We start from the raw sequence: 19,544 nt of genomic DNA, 5'->3' as shown, positions 1-19,544 counted from the left end.
GGGCAAGCTCGGCAGCGACCGGGGGATGAGGACTAGGGTGGGTGGACCAAACTCTCGAGGGCAAGGAGCGAACCATGGGTCGGATCCAGGACAAGGTAGCAGTCATCACCGGAGGAGCCAGCGGCATCGGGCTGGCGGCAGCGAAGTTGTTCGCCGCCGAAGGAGCCAAGGTCGTCATCGGGGACCTGAAGCCAGAACAGGCCGAGGCCGCGGCTGCGGAGATCACCGCCGACGGCGGTACTGCCATCGGGGTGGCGGTCGACGCGATGGACGAGGCCTCGCTGACCGGGCTGGTCGACACCGCAGTCTCGACGTTCGGGGCCCTGCACATCATGTGCAACCACGTCGGGGGCAGCAACCCAAAGAAGGACCTGGACCTGCTGCGCCTGGACATGGATGAATTCGACCGGACGATGAAGCTGAACGTGCGCAGCACCGTGGTCGGTTCGCGGGCCGCCCTTCCGCATATCATTGCCGCAGGAGGCGGGTCGATCATCAACACCGCGTCCGTCGGAGGGCTCTCCGGGGACTTCCTGCAGGTCTCCTACGGCACGGCGAAGGCCGCGGTGATCCGGCTGACCGAATACATGGCCACGCAGTACGGGGCACAGAACGTACGCTGCAACTCCATTGCCCCGGGCGCCATCATGACCCCCGCGCTGCGAGACAACCTGCCCCAGGAGGCCATTGAGTCCATCCGCGGACATAATGCCCTGCCCTACATCGGTGCCGCGGAGGACATCGCCCAGGCGATGCTGTACCTGGCCTCCGAGGAGTCCCGCTACGTCACCGGGCAGTGCCTAGTGGTCGACGGCGGCATGTCCAGCCACTCATCGATCGCCGAGGACCGCCGCTCGCTGCTGCCCGACACCCCGGGGCAGTAGCTCTGTTCGTGACTTCCTCGGCCGGTGACGTCGACTTTGTGTCCTGGCCCGAAGGCCGGACATGCGGCTCCCAGCGAATCGAAAGTTCACTAAGTCGAGGTCGTGGAGACTGAGCATGAATAAGGAAAGGTCGTTCCGTCTCGTTGGCGCCTCCGGACTCTTCGCTTGCGGAAAGCTCGGCGCACACCGGCAGTTCATCTGACGAGCTCAGGCTGATCGCGATGTGGTAGATAGTCCCGAGCCAACCGCGCCGTCGGATGAAGGTCGACCTCAGCGGCTCTCCAGTGGTCCCTGAAGGCCATGCAATCCTGCTGTCAGAGCTTCGGCGAATGAAGCCCTCTGGGTATCACTTTTGACCGGCCACCCGGGGATTTCTGCTTGGCCAAAGTTTCGGGCGAAGAGCTCGAGTGGTGAGCAAGACCACGTGTCGTCGAGTTCTGCCGCACGCTCGGTGCCTAGATGTTCGCGTACGTCTAGACCCAGAAGGTGAATGGCAGCTCGGTCGGCTTCCAGATCATAGGCGAGGAGCACGTCCCGTCCTTGCTTGCTTTCGTAGAGGCGGTCTTGGATTGCTGCGGATTTTTGATACCAAAAGGCCGGAACTGATAAATCGGAGGCATCTTTGGTCTCGTGTGACGGTGCACGATCAGTCCATGCCTTCATTTTGAGCGCCGTGTAGCCCGCGGGGTGTGGAACACTAACGGTTGCTCCACAGGGCAAAGTCAGAGGAGTTGCTTGTTCAAAGACTTCTCTAAACCCGAAGACGGCCACGCTTTCTTTGCGGGGTGAAGGGGTTGAACTGCCTGTTGGATTCTCGATGTCTCCGAAAGGCATGAGATCCACCGGAAGTGAACGGATGTAGTACCGAATTCCGGTATCGCCTGTAGGTTCGAGGTGAGATACCAGATCGTCGAATGCATCCCAGGACGCCAGTGTCAGTGCCACATCGATATCGCTGGTACTGCGTAGAGCGAAGGTGTGCTTGTGTGCGCTGTGCAGAATGTCGCGGCTAACAGCACCAATCAGCATTATATCTGCGGGAGTGATGTTGCTGATATTGAGAATTTCTTCAACGACCGTGTTAGGCAGGTCGAAGAGGCGTCGATCAGTGCACGATAGATCGAACATCTTGCTCCAATAGCCTTGCCACTTCTCGTTGCCGCGGCTCTCGTGATGCGAGGAGGTCGGCATATGTCAGGAGGAGGGGTGTTTGCCGTGGAGCCAAGTCCGTGGGGTTCTCCCAAAATGCTCGTCGGATGTATATGTTGGGAGAGCGACCGGCCTTCCACCGATGCCTGATAGCTACAGTAGGGTCAAACTTCGGCGTGTAAAGAACCAACGTTGTTGGTTTTATCCAACGTGTCACAGCCGATTCGCCGCCGAGAAGTAGTTCGTCATCTCCGGGTGATGTGCCAAAATTCGAAATCTCACCTTCCAATTGGGCGAGGCTCAGTTTTGTTCCTAATCCAGTGGAGTAAGCCGCCAGCCACATATCTAATAGTTCGTCGCCGTGGGTGAGCGCGGAGCCTACAACGTAGCCGCTATTTTCGAGTTCTTTGATCGTTGCTTGTGCGGTTCCGGTGGAAACGCCTGCTGCGCGGGCGATTCTGCGCACGGGTTGTTGAATTAGCGTGGGCCAGCATAGGAGAGCAAAGACGACTTGTGCGCGACGTGGCGACAACAGGTTGATTGGTGCAACCGCGTCCGTGCGTGGCGAAAAGCTTGATTCGCTGGGTTGTCGTCCTCGGATATCGAGGTGAACACCGGGGAAATCAAAATAGGCATTTCCGGAGGCGTCGAGGTACTGAATACCAAGGTTGCGAAAGGCTGAGGCGCTTCGTTCATTCATGTACTCGGCAAGCACGGTGACGTCGCGGCTATCCTTGGAAATTGGGGTGCGTAGTTGGTAGTACTCCGTTAGCGTGCCGGTCGCTAGATAGACGAGTTGGGTTTCTGAGGACCCCCTGGCGTGAGAGATGTCAGCGTTCAATACCTCGCCGGGCAGCAGTTCTTTCGTTGGCTTATTGGGAGAAATCTGGACGCCGTACTCGTGAAGCTGCTCGAGAACATGTTCGATCAGACTCTGATCGGGCCTCATTCTTTACCTCCTGCGTTCAAGATTGTTTGATGTTCAGTATACTTGAACAGAGCTTGAACTTGAACAACCTGAGGGATCTCACCAGGGATTGGTGTCGCAATTGGGGGGCAAGTGTGGCGCTCTATCCCGGCCTGCGGGCGACCTGCCAAGACGAAGGGGCTGGACATAGGGGAGGCAATCTGTTCCGGGATGCCGCCTCATAGGCCGATGGTGGACAGAGCAGAAAAGTGGGTGCGAGAGAATCCCGGACGTTGACTGGGCTGAGCGAGCTAGTATCCGCAACTTCTCGCCGCTCTTCCGGGCTTATCCGGTGAGTAGTGGCGGCTTATCGAAAATTCGTACTGTGACTGACGGATGGTCGGGCGACCGAATGTGCGAAATCGCAGCGAAACGAAGGGACTACGCCTTCCCGAAGACCCGGCGCGCAGCCACCAGCCCGGCCAAGGAGATCAGGCCGATCGTGATGTAGTAGAAACTCGGCGCTAATAATGAACCGGTGGTGCTGACCAACCAGGCCAGGATCAGCGGGGCGAAGCCGCCGAACAAGGTGACCCCGACGTTATAGGAGATGGACATGCCGGTGGTTCTGATATTCGTGGGGAACATCTGGGCCAGCAGGGCCGGTAGCGGCCCGAAGTAAGCGGCCATCAGCAGGCCTAAGACCACTTGGACAGCGGTGAGCATCACGACGCTGGGGGCTGCGACGAGGATCAGGAACAGCGGGAACGCGACCAGCACGGCCAGCACCGCCGCGAAGAGCATGACCTTCACGCAACCGATCCGGTCGGCCAGCTTGCCCGCCAGCGGGGCCCCGATGAGGGTGACGATCCCCGAGATGATCCCGCCCAGATAGCCGGCGTAGGAGGGCAGGTCCAGGTTCTGGACCGCATAGGTGGGCATGAACAGGATCAGGTAGACCGACACGCTGGCCAGACCCACGATGGACGCCGAGGTGACCCAGCGTGGTGCCGCGCCGAGCAGGGTGGCGGCCAGCGGTGATTTGGTCAGGTTCCCGCGGGCCGCCTCGAAGTCGGGGGTCTCATCCATCTTCAACCGGATGTAGAGGCCGACCGGGCCGATCAGCAGCCCGAAGAAGAACGGGATCCGCCACCCCCAGGAATACAGGGCGTCGTGGTCCATGAATGTGAACAGGGCGAAACCGAATGCGGAGGCCAGGAACATCGACACACCCTGGGTCGCCACCTGCCAGCTGCCGTAGAACGCTTTTTTATCCGGGGCGTTCTCGATCAGGAATGCGGTGGCGGTCCCGAATTCGCCGCCCGCGGAGAATCCCTGGATGAGTCGGGACAGCAGGATCACCAACGCCGCCGCCGGGCCGATCATCTCGGTGGTGGGGGCGCAGGCCATGATCAGGGTGCCGAGCATCATCAGCATGATCGTCAGGGTCAGCGCACCCTTGCGCCCGTGCCGGTCGGCGTAGGAGCCCAGCACCATGGCGCCCAAGGGGCGGATCAGGTAGGACACGGCGAAGGCGCCGAAGGTCAACAGGATCCCGGTGGTCTGGCCTCCTGCCTCGCCCGCCGGTTCGAAGAACAGGGCGGAGATGACGACGGCGAAGGAGGAGTAGACGATGATGTCGAACCACTCCAGGGCGTTGCCGATGGAGGAGGCGATGACGGCGCGGCGGGCCCGGGAACGGTCCGCCTCGGTGATGGTGTGTGGCGCGGCCGAGGTGCCTGGCGCGGCGCTCGGCCCGCTCATGCCCGGTCCTGCCCGAGCTCGGTGATGAGCGTATCGACGAATGCCTCGCAGGCGGCGAGTTGTTCCAGCTCGACGTATTCGTTGGCGGCGTGGGCCACGGCGATCTCCCCGGGCCCGCACACTACCGTTTCGATCCCGGCACCATGGAACAGCCCGGCTTCGGTGCCGTACGTGACCTTTTCATCGGTGGGATGCCCGCCGCAGTCGTGGGCGAGGGACACGATGTCGGCGTCGGGGCCGATCTCCAGGCCGGGACCCTGCGCCTTGATCACCAGCTCGATGCCGGCGGCCTCCTGTTCGGCCTTCATCGCAGGTTCCAGGGTGTCGAAGAGGAACTCGCGGATCCGTGCCACCACCGGGGCGGTGTCCACGGTGCCCAGGGCGCGGAACTCGAACTCGATCTCGCAGGAGTCGGGGACCGTGTTGCCGGCGATGCCCCCGGAAATCAGGTTGACCCCGCCGGTGGTGAAGGCGACCGGGTAGGCCGTATCGAAGGGGCCCTCGCGGCGCCATTCCTCGGTGAGCTGCCGGTAGAACTCGATGAAGCGGCCCGCATGGTGGATGGCGTTGGAGCCCTGCGGGGTCAGCGAGGAGTGGGCGGCGACGCCACGGAAGGTGACGGTGAACAGGTTGATCGATTTATGCCCGCGGACCACCCGCATTCCCGAGGGTTCACCGACGATGCAGGAGGCGGGTTTGATGCCGTGCTCGGCGAATTGGCCGATCATCCGTTGGGCACCGAGCAGTCCGACTTCCTCGTCGTAGGAGAAGGCCAGGTGCACCGGTCGGGCCAGCGGGGCGGCGGCGATCGCCTCCACCCGGGACATGATGACCGCCAGATAGCCCTTCATGTCGGCGGTCCCGCGGCCGTAGAGGCGGCCGTCGCGTTCGGTGACGGTGAAGGGGTCGCTGTCCCAGTCCTGTCCTTCCACCGGGACGACGTCGGTATGACCAGAGAGGACCACCCCGCCCTCGGTGGAGCCGTCCTTCGCCGGGAAGGTGGCAAAGAGGTTCACCTTGCGCACCCCGTCCTGTTGGTCGTGGGGCAACAGCAGGGGCTCCACACCGTGCCGGCGCAGTTCCGCGGCCACGCAGTCGATCAGTTCGAGGTTCGAGCGATGGGAGGTCGTGTCGAAAGCTACCAGGCGTGTGAGCCAGTCCACAGGTGAAGTCATGACCCGCACTGTACACCCGGGTATGGAGGGGCTTCAGGGAATGTTGAGCCGGGTTAACCCGCAGGTTCGGCCCGTCGAATGAGAGGCCTCTCACGGCCGCCGCAGACACTGTGGGGGTAGCGTGGGAGGGTAGCGGTCCGGACGCGCCGGACCTGGAAGGAGCACCCGTGTCCATCGTCGTCATCAACGCCCTGAAGGTCCCGGTCGAGGCCGGTTCGGAACTCGAGAAGCGTTTTGCCGCCCGCAAGCATTCGGTGGACGGTTCACCGGGGTTCGAGGGCTTCCAGCTGTTGCGCCCCGTGGCCGGCGAAGACCGGTACTTCGTCTACACGCAGTGGGCCACCCGCGAGGACTTCGAGAACTGGCGCGCCAACCGGGCCCCGCACGATCATTCCAAGGGAGCCCCGGTCGCCACGGGCATGGAACTGCTCGAATTCGAGGTCGTCGACCTCAGTGACGACTGAGACCTCCGGCGGTCCACCCCGCCCCGGGAACAGCACAGGACGACGGCGGCGCCTTCCACGGCGCCGCCGTCGTCCTGTGTCTCCGGCCACCGGCTGACGCGTGGGCGGCCTGCCGGTTCAACCGGCCGCGCGGTGGCAGACCCACCCTTCGGGCATGGTTCCCGAGGCGATGAATTCCTGCAGCTGGGCGTGGGCCTGCTCCTCCAAGGCGGTATCGGCCTGGGGGTAGATGATCGGCTCCTCCTTGGAGTTGTGCCGGTCCAGCAGCGAGAGCAGTTCCTGGCAGGTGGAGACCAGTTCGGCGGGTGCGGCCCCGCCGTCGTGGGCTGCCTGCACGGTGTCCATCAGCTGCCAGAGTTCGCCGTGCTCTCGTTCCATGACCATGATCGGCATCATCAACCCGGCATCACGCAGGGGCGGGAAGAGGAAGACCTCCTCCAGATAGATATGTCGACGCAGGGCCGCCAGCGCGCGCAACAAGGCCGCGTCGTCGTAGGTCCCTGTCGTGGCCCCGGCGGTGAAGGCCTCGATGCCGCCGTCGATCTCGCGGTGCTCGCGTTCGAGTGCGTCGGACAGGATGCCGGCGGTGCTCATGATGCCGGGCCCGGGGTGGGTGCGGCGACCTCCGGCAGCGCCTGGCGGGTGCTGATGGCCATCCGGTTCCAGGTGTTGATCGCGCAGATGGCCATGATCAACGTGACGGTGTCCTGGTCCGTGAATTCGTTGCCGACCCGTTCCCAGGTCTGATCGGAGACACCGGCCTGACTGATCAGGGTCATCTCCTCGGTCAGTGCGAGTGCCGCCTCCTCGCGGTCCGAATACAGGCCGGAGGCTTCATGCCATCCGGCGAGGACGTCGAGGTGTCGGTCATCCACGCCGGCGGCGCGGGCTTCGCGGTCGTGCATTTCCAGACAGTAGGCGCAGCCGTTGATCTGGGAGGCCCGGATCTTCACCAGGGCCAGCAGATCTTCTCCGAGGTTGCCACCATGGATGTACTTCTCCAACGCGAACATCGGCTGGTAGGCGGCCGCATCGATGCCGTGGATGTCTAGACGTTGAGCTGCGGGCATTTCACGTGGTCCTTTTGACTGGAACGGTGCCGGCGGGAATCCGTCGTCGATTCCACTGTCCCGCCGCTCCCGGGGGTTGTCAATCGGTCGCTGACGGGCCGTGGGGACAGTCCATCCGGGGCGGTTGACCGGCAAAGGTCCGATGATTGACCGTAGGATGGTGGCCATGGCTGTGACTGATGAGGCGATCGACAAGATCAAGGGCATGTTGCTGCGCGAGGAGCTCAAGGCGGGGGACCGGCTTCCCCCGGAGAAGGAGCTGGCCGAACGGCTCGGACTTTCGCGTAATTCACTGCGCGAAGCGGTCAAGGCCCTGGAACTGATTCGGGTGCTGGACGTCCGCCGCGGTGACGGAACCTACGTGACGTCGCTGGATGCGAACCTGCTCAACGGGGCGGTGGCCTTCATCGTGGAGCTGCACCAGGACCGGTCGGTGCTCGAACTCTTCGAAGTCCGGCGCATCCTCGAACCGGCCAGCGGCTTCATGGCCGCCTCGAGGATGTCGGCCGAGGATCTGAAAGCCCTGCGCGCCACGATGGAGGGGATCGACGAGACCACCGGCATCGAGGAACTCGTGGCCCACGACCTGGATTTCCACCGCATCATCGGCCAGGCGGCCGGCAACGAATACCTGGGCAGTCTGGTCGAGGCGCTCTCGGGAAGCACCGTACGGGCGAGGATCTGGCGGGGGCTGACCCAGGACCACGCGGTGGCGCGCACCCTGGCCGAACACCAGGCCATTGCCGATGCCCTGGAGCGCGGCGATGCCGAACTCACCCGGGCGTTGCTGACCGTGCACGTCAGCGGTGTGGAAGCCTGGTTGCGCGAGGCGATGTAGCCGGTTTCCGGTCGGTCCGCAGTTAGTGGTCGTCGCCCAGTTGGTAGACCCGGGCCGCGGTCCCGTGCAGCACGGCCTCCTGCTCGGAGTCGGAGAGCGTGGAGATCAGCTCGAACAGCGGGCCAGCGGTCTCACCGTAGGAACCGCCCAGCCGGCTGATGGGCCAATCGCCCCCGAACATGAGCCGCTCCGGTCCGAAGGCCTCCAATGCCTCATCCCACACCTGGCGGAGGGCATCCGCCGTATAGGGCAGTCCCGGGATGAACAGCCCGGAGATCTTCGCGACCGTCCGGGGAAGTTCCGCCAGGGCCCTGAAGTCCCGCTGCCAGCTCGGCATCGCCTGCTCGTCCGAACGCGGCGGCTTGCCCAGATGGTCCAGGACCACCGTCAGGGAGTCGAGATCGCGGGCCAGCTGCACGGTCTGGTCCAGGTGGCCCGGAAAGGCGTCGGGAACGTCGAAGGCCAGCCCGGAAGCAGCGACGGCTTCCAGGGATTCGCGCACTGCAGGAAGTTCGAGGAAATCGGGGCGCGGGTCGTCGTGGACCAGATGGCGGATGCCCTTGAACTTCGTCTCGGCCCCCGGGAGGTCCAGGGCGGCGCGGGCGCCGGTGGGGTCATCGAGCCGGATCCACCCGACGACGCCGAGCACCCAGGGGCTCTCCTGCGCCACGGCGAGCATGGCGGCCGTATCGGCGGCGGTGTCGTCGGCCTGGACGAGCACGGCGTTCTCGACGCCTCCGCCCGCGAGGGCGTCGTGGGCCTCCCGGGCCCCGTGGCTGCGGTGGAGGATGCCGTGCTGGGGGCCCAACCAGGCGTAGGCCTTCGGCGCATCGCCACCGCCGGCCGCGGTGTCGGCGTCGTCGAGCTCCCACAGGTGCAGGTGCGCGTCGATAATGGGCCGGCTCATGAGAGGAGTCCGCGCTCCGTCAGGGCCTCCCAGAGTGCCTCGGGGATGTCCTGCCCCATCCGCTCAGCGTTGGAGACCATTTGGGACGAGGAGCTGGCCCCGACCGTCACGTTCACCACGGCGGGGTGGCGCAGGCTGAATTGCAGGGCAGCCTTCGGTAGTTCGACCCCGAAGTCCTGGCAGATCGAAGCCAACTCCCGGGCCCGTTGCACCATTTCGCGTGGGGCTTGTTCATAGTTGTAGTGGGCATCATCGCGGACCTCGGCCCGCGCTAGTAGCCCGGAGTTGTAGACCCCCACATTCACCAGACCGGTGCCGCGTTCGAGGCAGCGCTCCAGCAGCGGCCCGTCGGGCTGCTCCAGCAGGGTGTAGCGTCCGGCCAGCATGACCAGATCCAGATCGGAGGCTTCAACGCATTCCAGCGCCGCCTGCGCGGAATTCGTGCCGACCCCGATGGCCCGGATGAGTCCCTCGGCGCGCAGCTTCTCCAAGGCAGGAAGACCCTGGTCGATGCCTGCCTTGAGGTCATGGACATCGGGATCGTGCAGATAGGCGATGTCCACGCGGTCCAGACCGAGTCGTTCCAGGGACTCCTCGAGGCTGCGGCGGATCCCCGCTTCGGAGAAGTCCCAGACACGGCGGCTGGTGGCGGGCACGTCGAAGCCCTCGTCGTCACGGGCTCCGGCGTTGGAACCACCGGGCAACGCGTCCGGGTTGGGGGCCAGCAGCCGTCCCACCTTCGTGGAGATGACGAACTGATCCCGTGGCTTGGTGGCCAGCACGGCCCCCAGACGGCGCTCGGACAGACCGAGGCCGTAGTGCGGGGCCGTATCGAAGTACCTGACGCCCGAGTCCCAGGCGGCTTCGACGATGGCGGTTGCCTGGTCGTCGGGCATCGCCTTGTACAGGTTGCCGATGCCCGCGGCGCCGAAACCCAGTCGACCCAGTTCGGGCGCACCGCCGGCTCCGGGTGCGACGGTGCTCATGGCAGCGCCCACACCAGCGGAATGCCGGAGTCGTCGCCCGAGTAGTCGTCTTCGACGGCCAGCATTTCGGCCATCCGGGCCTGCCAGGGGACATTGGCTGGATGGTCGGCGATCGCATGGCGCATGGCCTGGTAATCGTCCACGTCCAGGACGTGGAAGAGGTCCAGACCGCTGCGCCAGATGCGCCAGTTGCGGACTCCGGCCTCCTTCAGGGCGGCGACCAGTTCGGCGGGGATCCCCGCGTGGGCGTCGGCGTAGTCCTGCTCGGCGCCGGGCTTGAGCTGGGTGTGCAGGGCAATGGTTTCAGGCATCGGTGGCTCCTGGTTCGGGGAAAGATCCACTTCCGGATGATGCGGAAACCGGCTGTCCGGTCCAGACGGGTCCATCGGGGAAACTGTAGTCGGCCAGGGACTTCTGCAACATCTCCGTTCCCGCGCCGGGGGTCGACGGTGGCCAGTAGTTCCCGCCGTGGACGTCCACGGGGGTGATGAAGTGCTCGTGCAGGTGGTCGACGAATTCGATCATCCGGCCTTCCAGCTCACCGGAAACGGCCACGAAGTCGAACATGGACAGATGTTGGACCGCTTCGCAGAGCCCCACGCCGCCGGCGTGCGGGCAGACGCGGACCCCGAATTTGGCGGCCAGCAGCAGGATCGCGACGTTTTCGTTCACCCCGGCCACCCGGGCGGCGTCGATCTGCAGGACCTGCAGGGACCCTGCCTGCAGCATCTGCTTGAAGACCACGCGGTTCTGGACATGTTCGCCGGTGGCCACCGGGATCGGTGCAACGCCGCGGGCGATGGCGGCATGACCCAGGATGTCGTCGGGGCTGGTGGGCTCCTCGATCCAGGCGATGCCGTAGGGGGCCAAATGTGACATCCAGTCGATGGCGTCGGCGACGTCCCACCGCTGGTTGGCGTCCACGGCGACCCCGATGTCCGGCCCCACGGCCTCGCGGGCAATGCGCACGCGGCGGATGTCGTCGTCCAACGAGGCCCCGACTTTGAGCTTGATCTGTTTGAACCCCTCGGCGACGGCTTCCTTGGACAACCGGGCCAGTTTCTCGTCGCTGTAGCCCAGCCATCCCGGGGTCGTCGTGTAGCCCGGGTAGCCCCCGGCCAGCAGCTCGGCACGGCGCGTGGCCTTGCCGGGTTCTGCACGCCGGAGGATCTCGAATGCTTCCTCGGGGGTCAGCGCATCGCTGAGGTAGCGGAAGTCCACCAGGGCCACGAGTTCCTCGGGGCTCATGGAGGCCAACAGATCCCAGAGCGGCATCCCGGCCCGTTTGGCCTTCAGGTCCCAGAGGGCGTTCACGACGGCACCGATGGCCATATGCATCACGCCCTTTTCGGGGCCGAGCCACCGGAGCTGTGAATCGTTGTTGAGCATCTTCCAGGTGGTGCCCATGTCACCGAGCAGTTCCTCGACATTGGAACCCATGACGTGGTCGGCCAGTGCCTTGATGGCGGCGGTTTCGATTTCGTTGCCGCGGCCGATGGTGAACACGAAACCATGGCCCTCGAAACCGTCGCCCGCATCGGTGCCGATCGTCAAATACGCGGCCGAGTAGTCCGGGTCCGGGTTCATGGCATCCGAACCGTCGAGTTCCAGCGAAGTGGGGAAGCGGATGTCATAGACATCCACCGAGGTGATGACGCTCATGGTGCTCCTAGTTTCGCGGTGTCCCTGGAAATTTCCCTGATGGAGAACCGGGCAACACCGCACTCTGGCGATTCTGACTCTGCGCTCAACCCAAACATCCGATCTTTCTCTTGTCAATAAGTCTCTTTTGTGAGGTTTAGCAGATAATATAGATGAAGAGTTCGGATGTTAGAGCTGTGACGGAGGAAAAATGAACGTGAAATTTGCGCGTCTAGGCGCCCCCGGCGAAGAACAGCCGGTGGTCATTGCCCAGGAAGCCGACGGCGAGGAGAAATACTTCGATGTGTCGTCACTGACCAACGATATCGACGGAAGGTTCTTGGCCGGCGGCGGTGTGGCCCGCACCCGTGAAGCCCTGGAGTCGGGAAGCCTGCCGGAGATCGGGTCGGAAGGGGTCCGCGTCGGCTCACCGATTGCCCGGCCGGGATCCGTGGTCTGCATCGGCATGAACTATGTCGCCCATGCGGCGGAGTCCGGTGCGGAGCCGCCCACGATCCCCGTGGTCTTCCTCAAGCCCTCCAACACCGTCTGCGGGCCCTATGACGCCGCGCCCATTCCTCCGTCGGCCCAGAAGTACGACTGGGAGGTGGAGCTGGGCATCGTCATCGGCCAGGAAGCAACCTATCTTTCCGGCGTCGAAGAAGCAGCTGCGTGCATTGCCGGTTTCGTTCAGGCCAACGACCTGTCCGAACGCGAATACCAGATCCCCGGTGCCGCCGGGCAGTGGACCAAGGGCAAGTCCCTGCCAGCATCCACGCCGCTGGGCCCGTGGATGGTTCCCGCCGATCAGCTCGACGGCGAAAAGCTCCGTTTGCGCTCCTGGGTCAATGGCGAACCGCGGCAGGACTCCAGCACGGAGGATCTCATCTTTGATCTGGCCACCGTGGTGCACCACGTCAGCCAATACATGCTCCTAGAACCGGGCGATGTCCTGTTGACCGGCACCCCGCAGGGAGTCGCCTTGTCCGGACGCTTCCCCTACATCCAGCCCGGTGACGTCATCGAGCTCGAAATCGAAGGACTCGGCCGGCAGCGCCAGGAGTTCTACCGCGCAACAGCTAAGGAAGCAGTATGAACAACGAATTCGAGAACCTCGTCGCCATCGTCACCGGCGGTGCCTCAGGTATTGGGGCCGCCGTCGCCGATCGTCTGGTCGCCGGTGGAGCGCAGGTGGCCGTGCTGGATCTGAACCCCGCAGGCAGCGAGTACTTCGGCGTCGAATGCAATGTCGCCGATGATGAGTCAGTGCGCTCCGCCGTCGACGCCGTCGTAGCCAAGTTCGGTCGCTTGGATATCGTGGTCAACAATGCCGGGATCGGTGCCCAGGGTGATATCGCTGCCAATGACGACGCCGAATGGGCTCGCGTGTTGAACATCAACGTGATCGGTATCGCTCGGGTCAGTCGCGCCGCGCTTCCGCATCTGCGCCAGTCGGACTCGGCGGCCATCGTGAACACCTGTTCCATCGCCGCCACGGCCGGGCTGCCGCAGCGTGCGCTGTATTCTGCGTCGAAGGGCGCCGTGCTCTCCTTGACGCTGGCCATGGCTGCCGACCACATCCGCGAAGGCATCCGCGTGAACTGCGTCAACCCCGGAACGGTGGATACCCCCTGGATCGGACGCCTGCTGGACTCCGCCGAAGACCCCGCAGCCGAGCGGGCCTCCCTCAACGCCCGTCAGCCGCACGGACGTCTGGTTGCCGCATCGGAAGTTGCCGGTGCCGTGGCCTACCTCGCGAGCCCACTCTCCGGCTCCGTGGCCGGAACCTCCATGGCCGTCGATGGCGGGATGCAGGGGCTGCGCCTCCGCCAGGAGTAGTACGGTCGACCCCGAACGATCTGGACGCCAGCGGACCATCGGTCCGCTGGCGTCACTTCTTTCTAGGCGTCGTCGTAGTACTGGCTGCTCTTGCCGTAGCCGGGGTCGAGTTCAGAACGTTGCATCCGGTGTTCGACCGGTTGGTCGATGCAGGGAGTAGAGACAAAGACCTCCATGGACGGCTTGGCGTACTTGGAGCCATTCCTGAGTTCGGCGGTGACTCCTAGATCGCCTTTGCCAAAGAAGAGCATGCGGGCTTCCCCTTCATGGCGCTTGACCTCGTTCTTCTTTTCCCAGCCGTCAGCTTGTAGGTGCTGGTCGATTCGGTCGAGGGCGTGGTGGGCCTTGCTCCGGGCATCGCCCTTGACCGCAGCGGTGGCCAGGCCAACCCAGCGGGTTTTCGTCTGCGGGGCGTCGTTTTCAGGGCGCAGACATGTTTCCTCACGGGCATCGTCGACCTTCAGGTCAGCGTCGTCTCCGACGACCTCCGATAGCTCTAGGAGCAGTGGCCCGACTTGCTGGCCCCGAGCTGTCGAGGCACTCGAGGCTTCAGAGGGATCGGGCGTGCTACTCGTTGAACATCCGGACATCAGGAACATGATCACGGCAAGGCCCGCAGCAACCGTCAGCAGTCGCGGTACGGTCTTGGGTTTCCGGCCGGAGTGTCCGGGGTGGTGGTTCACGGGTTCTTTGGCTTTCCGTCGGTGTCGGTTGTCCGCATCGGGCTGGAAGGCCTATTTCCAGTCGTCGTAGTACTGGCTGCTCTTGCCGTAGCCGGGGTCGAGTTCAGAACGTTGCATCCGGTGTTCGACGGGCTGATCGACGCAACGCGAGGTGAGTTTGATGTCGAGCGTCTCCTGGCCGGACGAGCGATGAAGCTCCGTGGTGATGCCAAGGTCGCTTTTCCGGAAGAACAGCTTCCGAACGCCGCCGACGTCGGTATCGGATTTCTCGATTTCGTTCTCCTTCTCCCAGCCGTCGTCGACGAGTTGCTTTTCCAGATCGTCGAGTGACTGGTTTGCTGCGGCAGTATTGCTGGCTTCACCAATAGCCCAGCCGAGCCAGGACGTATTGACCTGTGGATTGTCCACCTCATGGGCCAGGCAACTTTCCTCGCGGACTCGTTTATAGCCCATCTCGGCACCCTCGGACAATGTGGTGAGGAACGGAGGCATCAACCGGGTGAATTCCTCCTTGAGCGACGCCGAGGACTTCGAGGCGTCTGCGGGACTCGGGGTGGTGGACATGGAGCAGCCTCCCAAAATAGGCATAAGGGCCAGGGCAGCAAGGGCGCCGGCGGCGAATCGTTGGTGACGGGTCATTGTTCCAAGCTCTCTGTCGGCACAGTCTCCAGCTTGCCGTAAGCGTAGTCCTCGGGGTTTCTCTCGAACGGTGAGAAAGTACCTGCACGAGGACCAGGATGCTGGCGGTCTTCTACGAATAGGCTGACGTTCCCGCCTTCGATGACCTCTTGGATGTTCTGAGCCGAGGTCGAGCCCGGTTTGAAGTACTCGACATGGCCCTTCACGATGGACTTGGGGTCGCTGCTGTCGAGGAAGCCCGACTCCAAACGGTGGGCGCCCATTTGTTGATCCGGGTAGCTCCCTGACCACCACGCCCTCCCGTGGTATCCGCCGCCGAAGTCCTGCGCCCAATGGATCGGGTCATCGCGGGTCTGGACCCAATAACGGTTGGCTTCTGAATTATTGTCATCTTCGGAGGGGCCGGTATCTTCGATGCTGCCAACATTATTGCCTGTACCAGCAGGAGCGACGTACACGATGTTGTCCGAGTTCAGGCCTTCGCGCTCGGCCGTGCCGAGGAGTGAGCCGCCGGCGCTGTATCCCACGTAGGTGCTGCGGGCATCGTCGGGAATCTCTGCGTCGACCGCGAAGTCGAAGGCGGCAAGCTTCGACGAACCCTCCTCGTTGTATTTGCTGGTCAGGTTGTCCGATACCTCATTCGGCAGGTCGGCCCCCTGCCAGTAGAAGGAAACCTTCCGGGGGGACGGGGCGCCATCGACCGCATCCAACCGCTCGGTGTAACTCTGGAGCTCGCCGAGGTCGGCGCCCGTACCTGGAACCAGGGTGGAAACCGTGTCGGTGTCCTCGGAGGGGGTTCCTTTCATGGAAACCACGCGCCCGTCACCGTCCAGCGAGACCATGACGACCTGGGTTTCATGTTCCCAGGCATATTCGAGTCCCTCGGCCTGGCTCTGCAGATTATGCTTCCTCTCTTCCCACTCCTGATGTGCCGCTTCAAACAAACCCTGAGCCTCGTAGGCACGAACCCGATCATGGCCGGGTTTGGAGAAGGCGTCTGCGGTGAAGTCGTTGATGTTCGGTTCGGGATCCGCGGTGGCTTGCTTTCGACGGACCTGTTCGCGGAACCCGGCGACCGTGATGATGTTTGCCGTGGCGCGGGCGGCCATCGGCACGCCGTTGAGATTACCGAACTTCCCCGGGTACAACAGCAGCAACTTCTCCCGGCTCTTATCGCTCAAGCCCGACCAGGCGTCGCGGATACCGGCGATACCCTCGCGGGTGAGCTCGTCATTGTCCTCCATGGCGGTCAGCATGGTGGCTTCCGCGGAACCGGGGGTGGTTCCGGCCCTGAGCTCATTATTGGCCAGGGCCTCGGCAGCCTCGGGGTTGACGTTGGCCCAGACCCTCAGCTCGTCGGAAGACAAGCCGCGCAGGGAAGCCAGCAAGTCTTCGGGTCTGACCTTGCCGAAATCCTCATCGAGTCCGGAGGTGAAGTCGGCCCAGGACACCTTCGGCAGGGAGGACCCGCCGAGCGGCTCGGACATCGGCAGGGTGCTGCCGGTCCCCGCAGTAATGCCACCCAAGGCCTCCGCTGCCGTGGATTGGGCCGTTTCCCAGTCGCTTCGCAGCTGCCGCGCACGTTCGTTGAAGTCGGTCACCTCCGAAGTGGTTCCGGAGTCCTCCCCGTCCGGATCGGCCTCGACCTTGGACTTCAGACCCGGCAAGGCAGCATCCAGTGATTCGGACTCCTTTTGCAGTTTCCGTCCGGTATCGACGAAATCGCAGATCGCTGTTTTTGTCTGACACAGCGCATTGCTCCAGTCGTCCACCGGCGTCGTCAGGTCATCGAGGGCTGCATAGACCGTGGCTTGGGTTTCATCATGCTCGTAGGCACCGGGAAGACGTTTCCAGGCTGTCTGTGCATCCTTCAGATAGCTCGACGTGGTACCGGCCCGGGTGTCCATATCCATGGCGGAGTCTTCGAGATCGTCCCAGGGGACGTCGATGCGGGGAAAGGTTCCAAGGGATGTCATCGGCCCTACCTCGAGAAGGTGAACGGGGACTCGGGCTTGCCGACGTCGAAGATCGGCGGTGTCTGATAGGCGACGGGTACGCGGTCCAAGGCCGTTGATGCTTCGGTGGACATGTCCCCATCGGCGTCGATCACGGCGAGGGCGGCGTCGGAAACGGAGGTGGTCTTGCGGAACACCAGGCTGGCCACCCGCTGGCCGATGTCATCACGGGGGCTCCAGAAACGGCCGAACGCCGCGGAGACGGTGGTGGCATTCCCGAAGTTGCCGCTTGCGTCGTCGCCCGCCGATTTGGTGTCTTTTGCTGCGGAACGCAGTGATTCCCCATCGGCGGCAACGTCGAGGAGGATCGCGTGCAATTGCGCAGGATCGATCTTGTAGGCCATGGCTTTCCCCCGGAAAAGTGGTAGCTGTGTGGTCAGGATTGGCCCCCTTGGCCGCCACGAGCCTCTCAGATTCGCAGGCCCGCCGTCCATGGGGAGAACTCCCCATCCGGTTTTGGTGCACGTGCCGGCCAGCGGGAGGCCGATGGGTTCCTGCAACCTCTAGCATCCGGGGGCCTGATCACGGCAGACTCGGGACATGGATATCCTTTCGAGCCGCGTGCTCCTGCGCCCGGTGAATCTGCAGCAAACCCAGGCGTTCTACCGTGACGTCCTCGATCTGGGGGTCTCCCGGGAGTTCGGCACCGGAGAGCAGACGGGCATCGTATTCTTTCTGGGCAACGGATTGCTGGAGGTCTCCGGTACGAGGGAACCTGGCACCCCGTCGTCGTTGGTCCTGTGGCTACAGGTGCGCGACGTCGTTGCCGAGCTGGAAATGATCGCTGCCCGCGGAGTCACGGCGGTGCGGGAAGCCCGTCAGGAGCCGTGGGGACTCATCGAGGCCTGGGTCGAGGACCCTGATGGAACGCGGATCGTACTGGTCCAGATTCCACAGGACCACCCGATCCGGCGTGATCAGCGAGGTCTGTAAGAAAAGCCCCATCCTCCCGGGCAGCACCTGGAGGCGAGGAAGGTCTGTTGGCAGGCTAAGAACTGGGGCGAGGGGAGTGCCGGGAGCGCTGGACGACATGCCAGCCACCTAGGGGCAGGCCCGCAACAACCAAGAGGCCGGCCACCCACGGAGCCGGGTCCCAGGACCAACTCACGTTCCCGTCGACCACGGTGAATCCGCAGGCGAGAAGTATCGCGAGGATGGAGAGTGGGAGGAGAAGCGATCGTGCTGGTTTATTCGCCATGCGGCCGTCTCTCCTCGGGCCACGGCCGCCCACGGTGGTCGGGCTGCCACGGGTGGCCTGCCACCCACGCTACGCGCGGTGACCGGGGTGGTCCATGACTTTGCCGGGCACAAGAGCAGCACGACGCCGTCGACGACACCGGGTCAGGGTAAGCGGTCAAGCACCCACTGCCATCGGATCAGCTCCTGTTCCAGGCGGACGGCAGGGCCGTGTTCATCGTCGCGCAACGCCTGGTAAACGGAAGCTTCGGGATCCGTTAGCCGGGTCAGCGTGGCGCGCGACGGGGTCGGCTCGATACCCCAGATCTCACGGTGGCCCAGCAACGTTGCCTCGTCCATGAGGACGCTGGCCACCCCGGGATGCAACGAACGCAACTGGTCCAGGATCACGAAACCGTGCGTATCCAGGTCACCCCAATAGTGCACCTGGCATCCGTGGAGCCAGCGGGCATCGCGCAGCATGGAGAATCCGTAGCCGCCTCCGAAAAGTGCCAGAGTGCGCGGGCGCTCCGGCAGCGCCAGGAAGTTCACGAGGTTCTCCGTCACCACCACGCGTTCCACTGGCAGCTCGAGACTCGCGAAGGCCTCCGCCGTGATGGTCAGGTCCCGCGCGCCGCCCAGGACCGGGATGGCAGGATCCAGCATGCGGAACCGTACGCGTTCGGGCGGATGCAGGAATCCGTGTCGTTGGGCGAAGCGCGCGGCGGGGGAGCTGGGCGTGACCAGCAAGGACGCAGGCTCCGCAGCAGCGGGGGAGTCGGTCTCCCGGGATGCGTCGGCGGCAGGAGCCTCACCGCTGGCTGCAGCCCCGGTCGCCAGGATCGTTGCCATCGCCTCGATGATGCGCCGATGGCCCTCCACGAACTTGGTGTCCACGCCGGGCAGGCTCAATTGCCGGAGGTAGATGCCCGGACTGGGGTTCTCCTGCAGCCAAAGGGCCACCCGTGCCGCGGTGATGGCCCGTTGCCCGCAATCGAGCAGTTCCAGCGGTCGTTTGAGCGCCCAGGTCTTCAACAGCGGCTCCACGCCCACGAGCCGCTCGGTCAGTGAAACAAAGCGCTGCGCCTCCCGGCCTTTCCCGACGAAGGCGATTTCCTCGCGGGCCGAGGCGAACACCACGGCGGACGGTACCGCGTTGCTGCCGATCGTGGTGCGCCCGAGGTCCACGGTTTCCATCGTGAAGTCCCCGGAGGCTGCGAATAGTTCCCCGGCCCACGCCTTCGCCGCCCCGAAATCGGTGCGTAGCTGGGCGGCCGTGGGTTTCTTCAGCGGACGACGGCGGGGATAGGTCTGCGTCGGATCGATCAGCTCGCGGAGCAAGGAGCCACGATTCCAGGTGGTCCGGGAAAGCGCCCGCAGTTCCGCCACGCCCGTCCAGCGATTGGC

At 64.0% G+C, this 19,544-nt stretch carries 21 protein-coding genes; 6 read left to right on the top strand and 15 right to left on the bottom strand.

Annotation, left to right across the window (positions count from 1 at the left end):
• Positions 1-74: 74 nt before the first annotated feature.
• Positions 75-884 carry an SDR family NAD(P)-dependent oxidoreductase gene (locus tag ACT3UE_RS05795; RefSeq protein WP_444561456.1) on the top strand — a complete coding sequence of 270 codons (810 nt, stop codon included), beginning with the start codon at positions 75-77 and terminating at the stop codon, positions 882-884.
• Positions 885-1,154: 270 nt separating this feature from the next.
• On the opposite strand, the gene ACT3UE_RS05790 is transcribed toward ACT3UE_RS05795, so the two are convergent.
• From ACT3UE_RS05790 to argE, 4 genes are all read right to left on the bottom strand, one after another.
• Positions 1,155-2,012 carry a hypothetical protein gene (locus ACT3UE_RS05790; RefSeq protein WP_444566383.1) on the bottom strand — a complete coding sequence of 286 codons (858 nt, stop codon included), beginning with the start codon at positions 2,010-2,012 and terminating at the stop codon, positions 1,155-1,157.
• Positions 1,990-2,982: a type IV toxin-antitoxin system AbiEi family antitoxin gene (locus ACT3UE_RS05785; RefSeq protein ID WP_444566382.1), complete on the bottom strand. Its 993-nt coding sequence runs from the start codon at positions 2,980-2,982 to the stop codon at positions 1,990-1,992. The genes ACT3UE_RS05790 and ACT3UE_RS05785 overlap by 23 nt, the downstream gene beginning before the upstream one ends.
• Before the next feature lie 399 nt (positions 2,983-3,381).
• Positions 3,382-4,704 carry an MFS transporter gene (locus ACT3UE_RS05780; RefSeq protein WP_444566381.1) on the bottom strand — a complete coding sequence of 441 codons (1,323 nt, stop codon included), beginning with the start codon at positions 4,702-4,704 and terminating at the stop codon, positions 3,382-3,384.
• Positions 4,701-5,879, bottom strand: coding sequence for an acetylornithine deacetylase (argE, locus tag ACT3UE_RS05775; RefSeq protein WP_444561917.1), 1,179 nt, complete (start codon positions 5,877-5,879; stop codon positions 4,701-4,703). Before argE ends, ACT3UE_RS05780 begins: the two co-directional genes overlap by 4 nt.
• 167 nt (positions 5,880-6,046) lie before the next feature.
• Between argE and ACT3UE_RS05770 the strand changes: the two genes are divergently transcribed.
• Entirely contained in the window at positions 6,047-6,343 is a 297-nt protein-coding gene (locus tag ACT3UE_RS05770; RefSeq protein WP_444566380.1) for an antibiotic biosynthesis monooxygenase family protein, read from the top strand.
• Positions 6,344-6,460: 117 nt separating this feature from the next.
• On the opposite strand, the gene ACT3UE_RS05765 is transcribed toward ACT3UE_RS05770, so the two are convergent.
• Entirely contained in the window at positions 6,461-6,937 is a 477-nt protein-coding gene (locus ACT3UE_RS05765) for a hemerythrin domain-containing protein (protein ID WP_444566379.1), read from the bottom strand.
• On the bottom strand, positions 6,934-7,413 hold the full coding sequence (locus ACT3UE_RS05760; protein ID WP_444561924.1) for a carboxymuconolactone decarboxylase family protein: 480 nt from the start codon (positions 7,411-7,413) through the stop codon (positions 6,934-6,936). Before ACT3UE_RS05760 ends, ACT3UE_RS05765 begins: the two co-directional genes overlap by 4 nt.
• Before the next feature lie 166 nt (positions 7,414-7,579).
• On the opposite strand from ACT3UE_RS05760, the gene ACT3UE_RS05755 reads away from it, so the two are divergent.
• Positions 7,580-8,251: a FadR/GntR family transcriptional regulator gene (locus ACT3UE_RS05755; protein WP_444566378.1), complete on the top strand. Its 672-nt coding sequence runs from the start codon at positions 7,580-7,582 to the stop codon at positions 8,249-8,251.
• Positions 8,252-8,273: 22 nt separating this feature from the next.
• Here ACT3UE_RS05755 and ACT3UE_RS05750 read toward each other — a convergent pair whose 3' ends face one another.
• Genes ACT3UE_RS05750 through ACT3UE_RS05735 form a run of 4 tightly spaced genes read right to left on the bottom strand, consistent with a single transcriptional unit; the run spans position 8,274 to position 11,806 of the window.
• The gene (locus tag ACT3UE_RS05750) at positions 8,274-9,158 is read right to left on the bottom strand and encodes an amidohydrolase family protein (RefSeq protein WP_444566377.1); all 885 of its coding nucleotides are present in this window, start codon (positions 9,156-9,158) and stop codon (positions 8,274-8,276) included.
• Positions 9,155-10,144 (bottom strand): aldo/keto reductase, encoded by a 990-nt coding sequence (locus ACT3UE_RS05745; protein ID WP_444566376.1) that lies wholly within the window; start codon positions 10,142-10,144, stop codon positions 9,155-9,157. Before ACT3UE_RS05745 ends, ACT3UE_RS05750 begins: the two co-directional genes overlap by 4 nt.
• Positions 10,141-10,455 carry an L-rhamnose mutarotase gene (locus tag ACT3UE_RS05740; RefSeq protein WP_443383127.1) on the bottom strand — a complete coding sequence of 105 codons (315 nt, stop codon included), beginning with the start codon at positions 10,453-10,455 and terminating at the stop codon, positions 10,141-10,143. Before ACT3UE_RS05740 ends, ACT3UE_RS05745 begins: the two co-directional genes overlap by 4 nt.
• Positions 10,448-11,806, bottom strand: coding sequence for an L-fuconate dehydratase (locus tag ACT3UE_RS05735; RefSeq protein ID WP_444561501.1), 1,359 nt, complete (start codon positions 11,804-11,806; stop codon positions 10,448-10,450). Before ACT3UE_RS05735 ends, ACT3UE_RS05740 begins: the two co-directional genes overlap by 8 nt.
• Positions 11,807-11,996: 190 nt before the next feature.
• Here ACT3UE_RS05735 and ACT3UE_RS05730 point away from each other — a divergent pair, with 190 nt between their 5' ends.
• Complete coding sequence (locus ACT3UE_RS05730; protein ID WP_443383131.1) at positions 11,997-12,881, top strand: fumarylacetoacetate hydrolase family protein; 885 nt, start codon at positions 11,997-11,999, stop codon at positions 12,879-12,881.
• Positions 12,878-13,624, top strand: coding sequence for an SDR family NAD(P)-dependent oxidoreductase (locus tag ACT3UE_RS05725; protein ID WP_443383134.1), 747 nt, complete (start codon positions 12,878-12,880; stop codon positions 13,622-13,624). The genes ACT3UE_RS05730 and ACT3UE_RS05725 overlap by 4 nt, the downstream gene beginning before the upstream one ends.
• A 62-nt stretch (positions 13,625-13,686) precedes the next feature.
• Here the strand turns inward: ACT3UE_RS05725 and ACT3UE_RS05720 are convergent, their stop codons facing one another.
• From ACT3UE_RS05720 to ACT3UE_RS05705, 4 genes are all read right to left on the bottom strand, one after another.
• A complete protein-coding gene (locus ACT3UE_RS05720) occupies positions 13,687-14,307 on the bottom strand; it encodes a hypothetical protein (RefSeq protein WP_443383137.1) in 621 nt (206 codons plus the stop codon).
• A 51-nt stretch (positions 14,308-14,358) separates the two neighbouring features.
• Entirely contained in the window at positions 14,359-14,871 is a 513-nt protein-coding gene (locus tag ACT3UE_RS05715) for a hypothetical protein (RefSeq protein WP_444566375.1), read from the bottom strand.
• A 71-nt stretch (positions 14,872-14,942) separates the two neighbouring features.
• Positions 14,943-16,922, bottom strand: a complete 1,980-nt coding sequence (locus tag ACT3UE_RS05710) for a hypothetical protein (protein ID WP_444566374.1) — start codon at positions 16,920-16,922, stop codon at positions 14,943-14,945.
• Between the two features lie 5 nt (positions 16,923-16,927).
• Positions 16,928-17,305 carry a hypothetical protein gene (locus tag ACT3UE_RS05705; protein ID WP_444566373.1) on the bottom strand — a complete coding sequence of 126 codons (378 nt, stop codon included), beginning with the start codon at positions 17,303-17,305 and terminating at the stop codon, positions 16,928-16,930.
• A 196-nt stretch (positions 17,306-17,501) separates the two neighbouring features.
• On the opposite strand from ACT3UE_RS05705, the gene ACT3UE_RS05700 reads away from it, so the two are divergent.
• A complete protein-coding gene (locus tag ACT3UE_RS05700; RefSeq protein ID WP_443383149.1) occupies positions 17,502-17,894 on the top strand; it encodes a VOC family protein in 393 nt (130 codons plus the stop codon).
• A gap of 408 nt (positions 17,895-18,302) precedes the next feature.
• Here ACT3UE_RS05700 and ACT3UE_RS05695 read toward each other — a convergent pair whose 3' ends face one another.
• A complete protein-coding gene (locus ACT3UE_RS05695; protein ID WP_444566372.1) occupies positions 18,303-19,526 on the bottom strand; it encodes a Wadjet anti-phage system protein JetD domain-containing protein in 1,224 nt (407 codons plus the stop codon).
• Between the last annotated feature and the right edge of the window lie 18 nt (positions 19,527-19,544).

The sequence above is a fragment of the Arthrobacter sp. 179 genome, from assembly GCF_052379645.1.
Lineage (GTDB): Bacteria > Actinomycetota > Actinomycetes > Actinomycetales > Micrococcaceae > Arthrobacter_H.
This window is presented reverse-complemented; position numbering and strand designations above follow the sequence as displayed.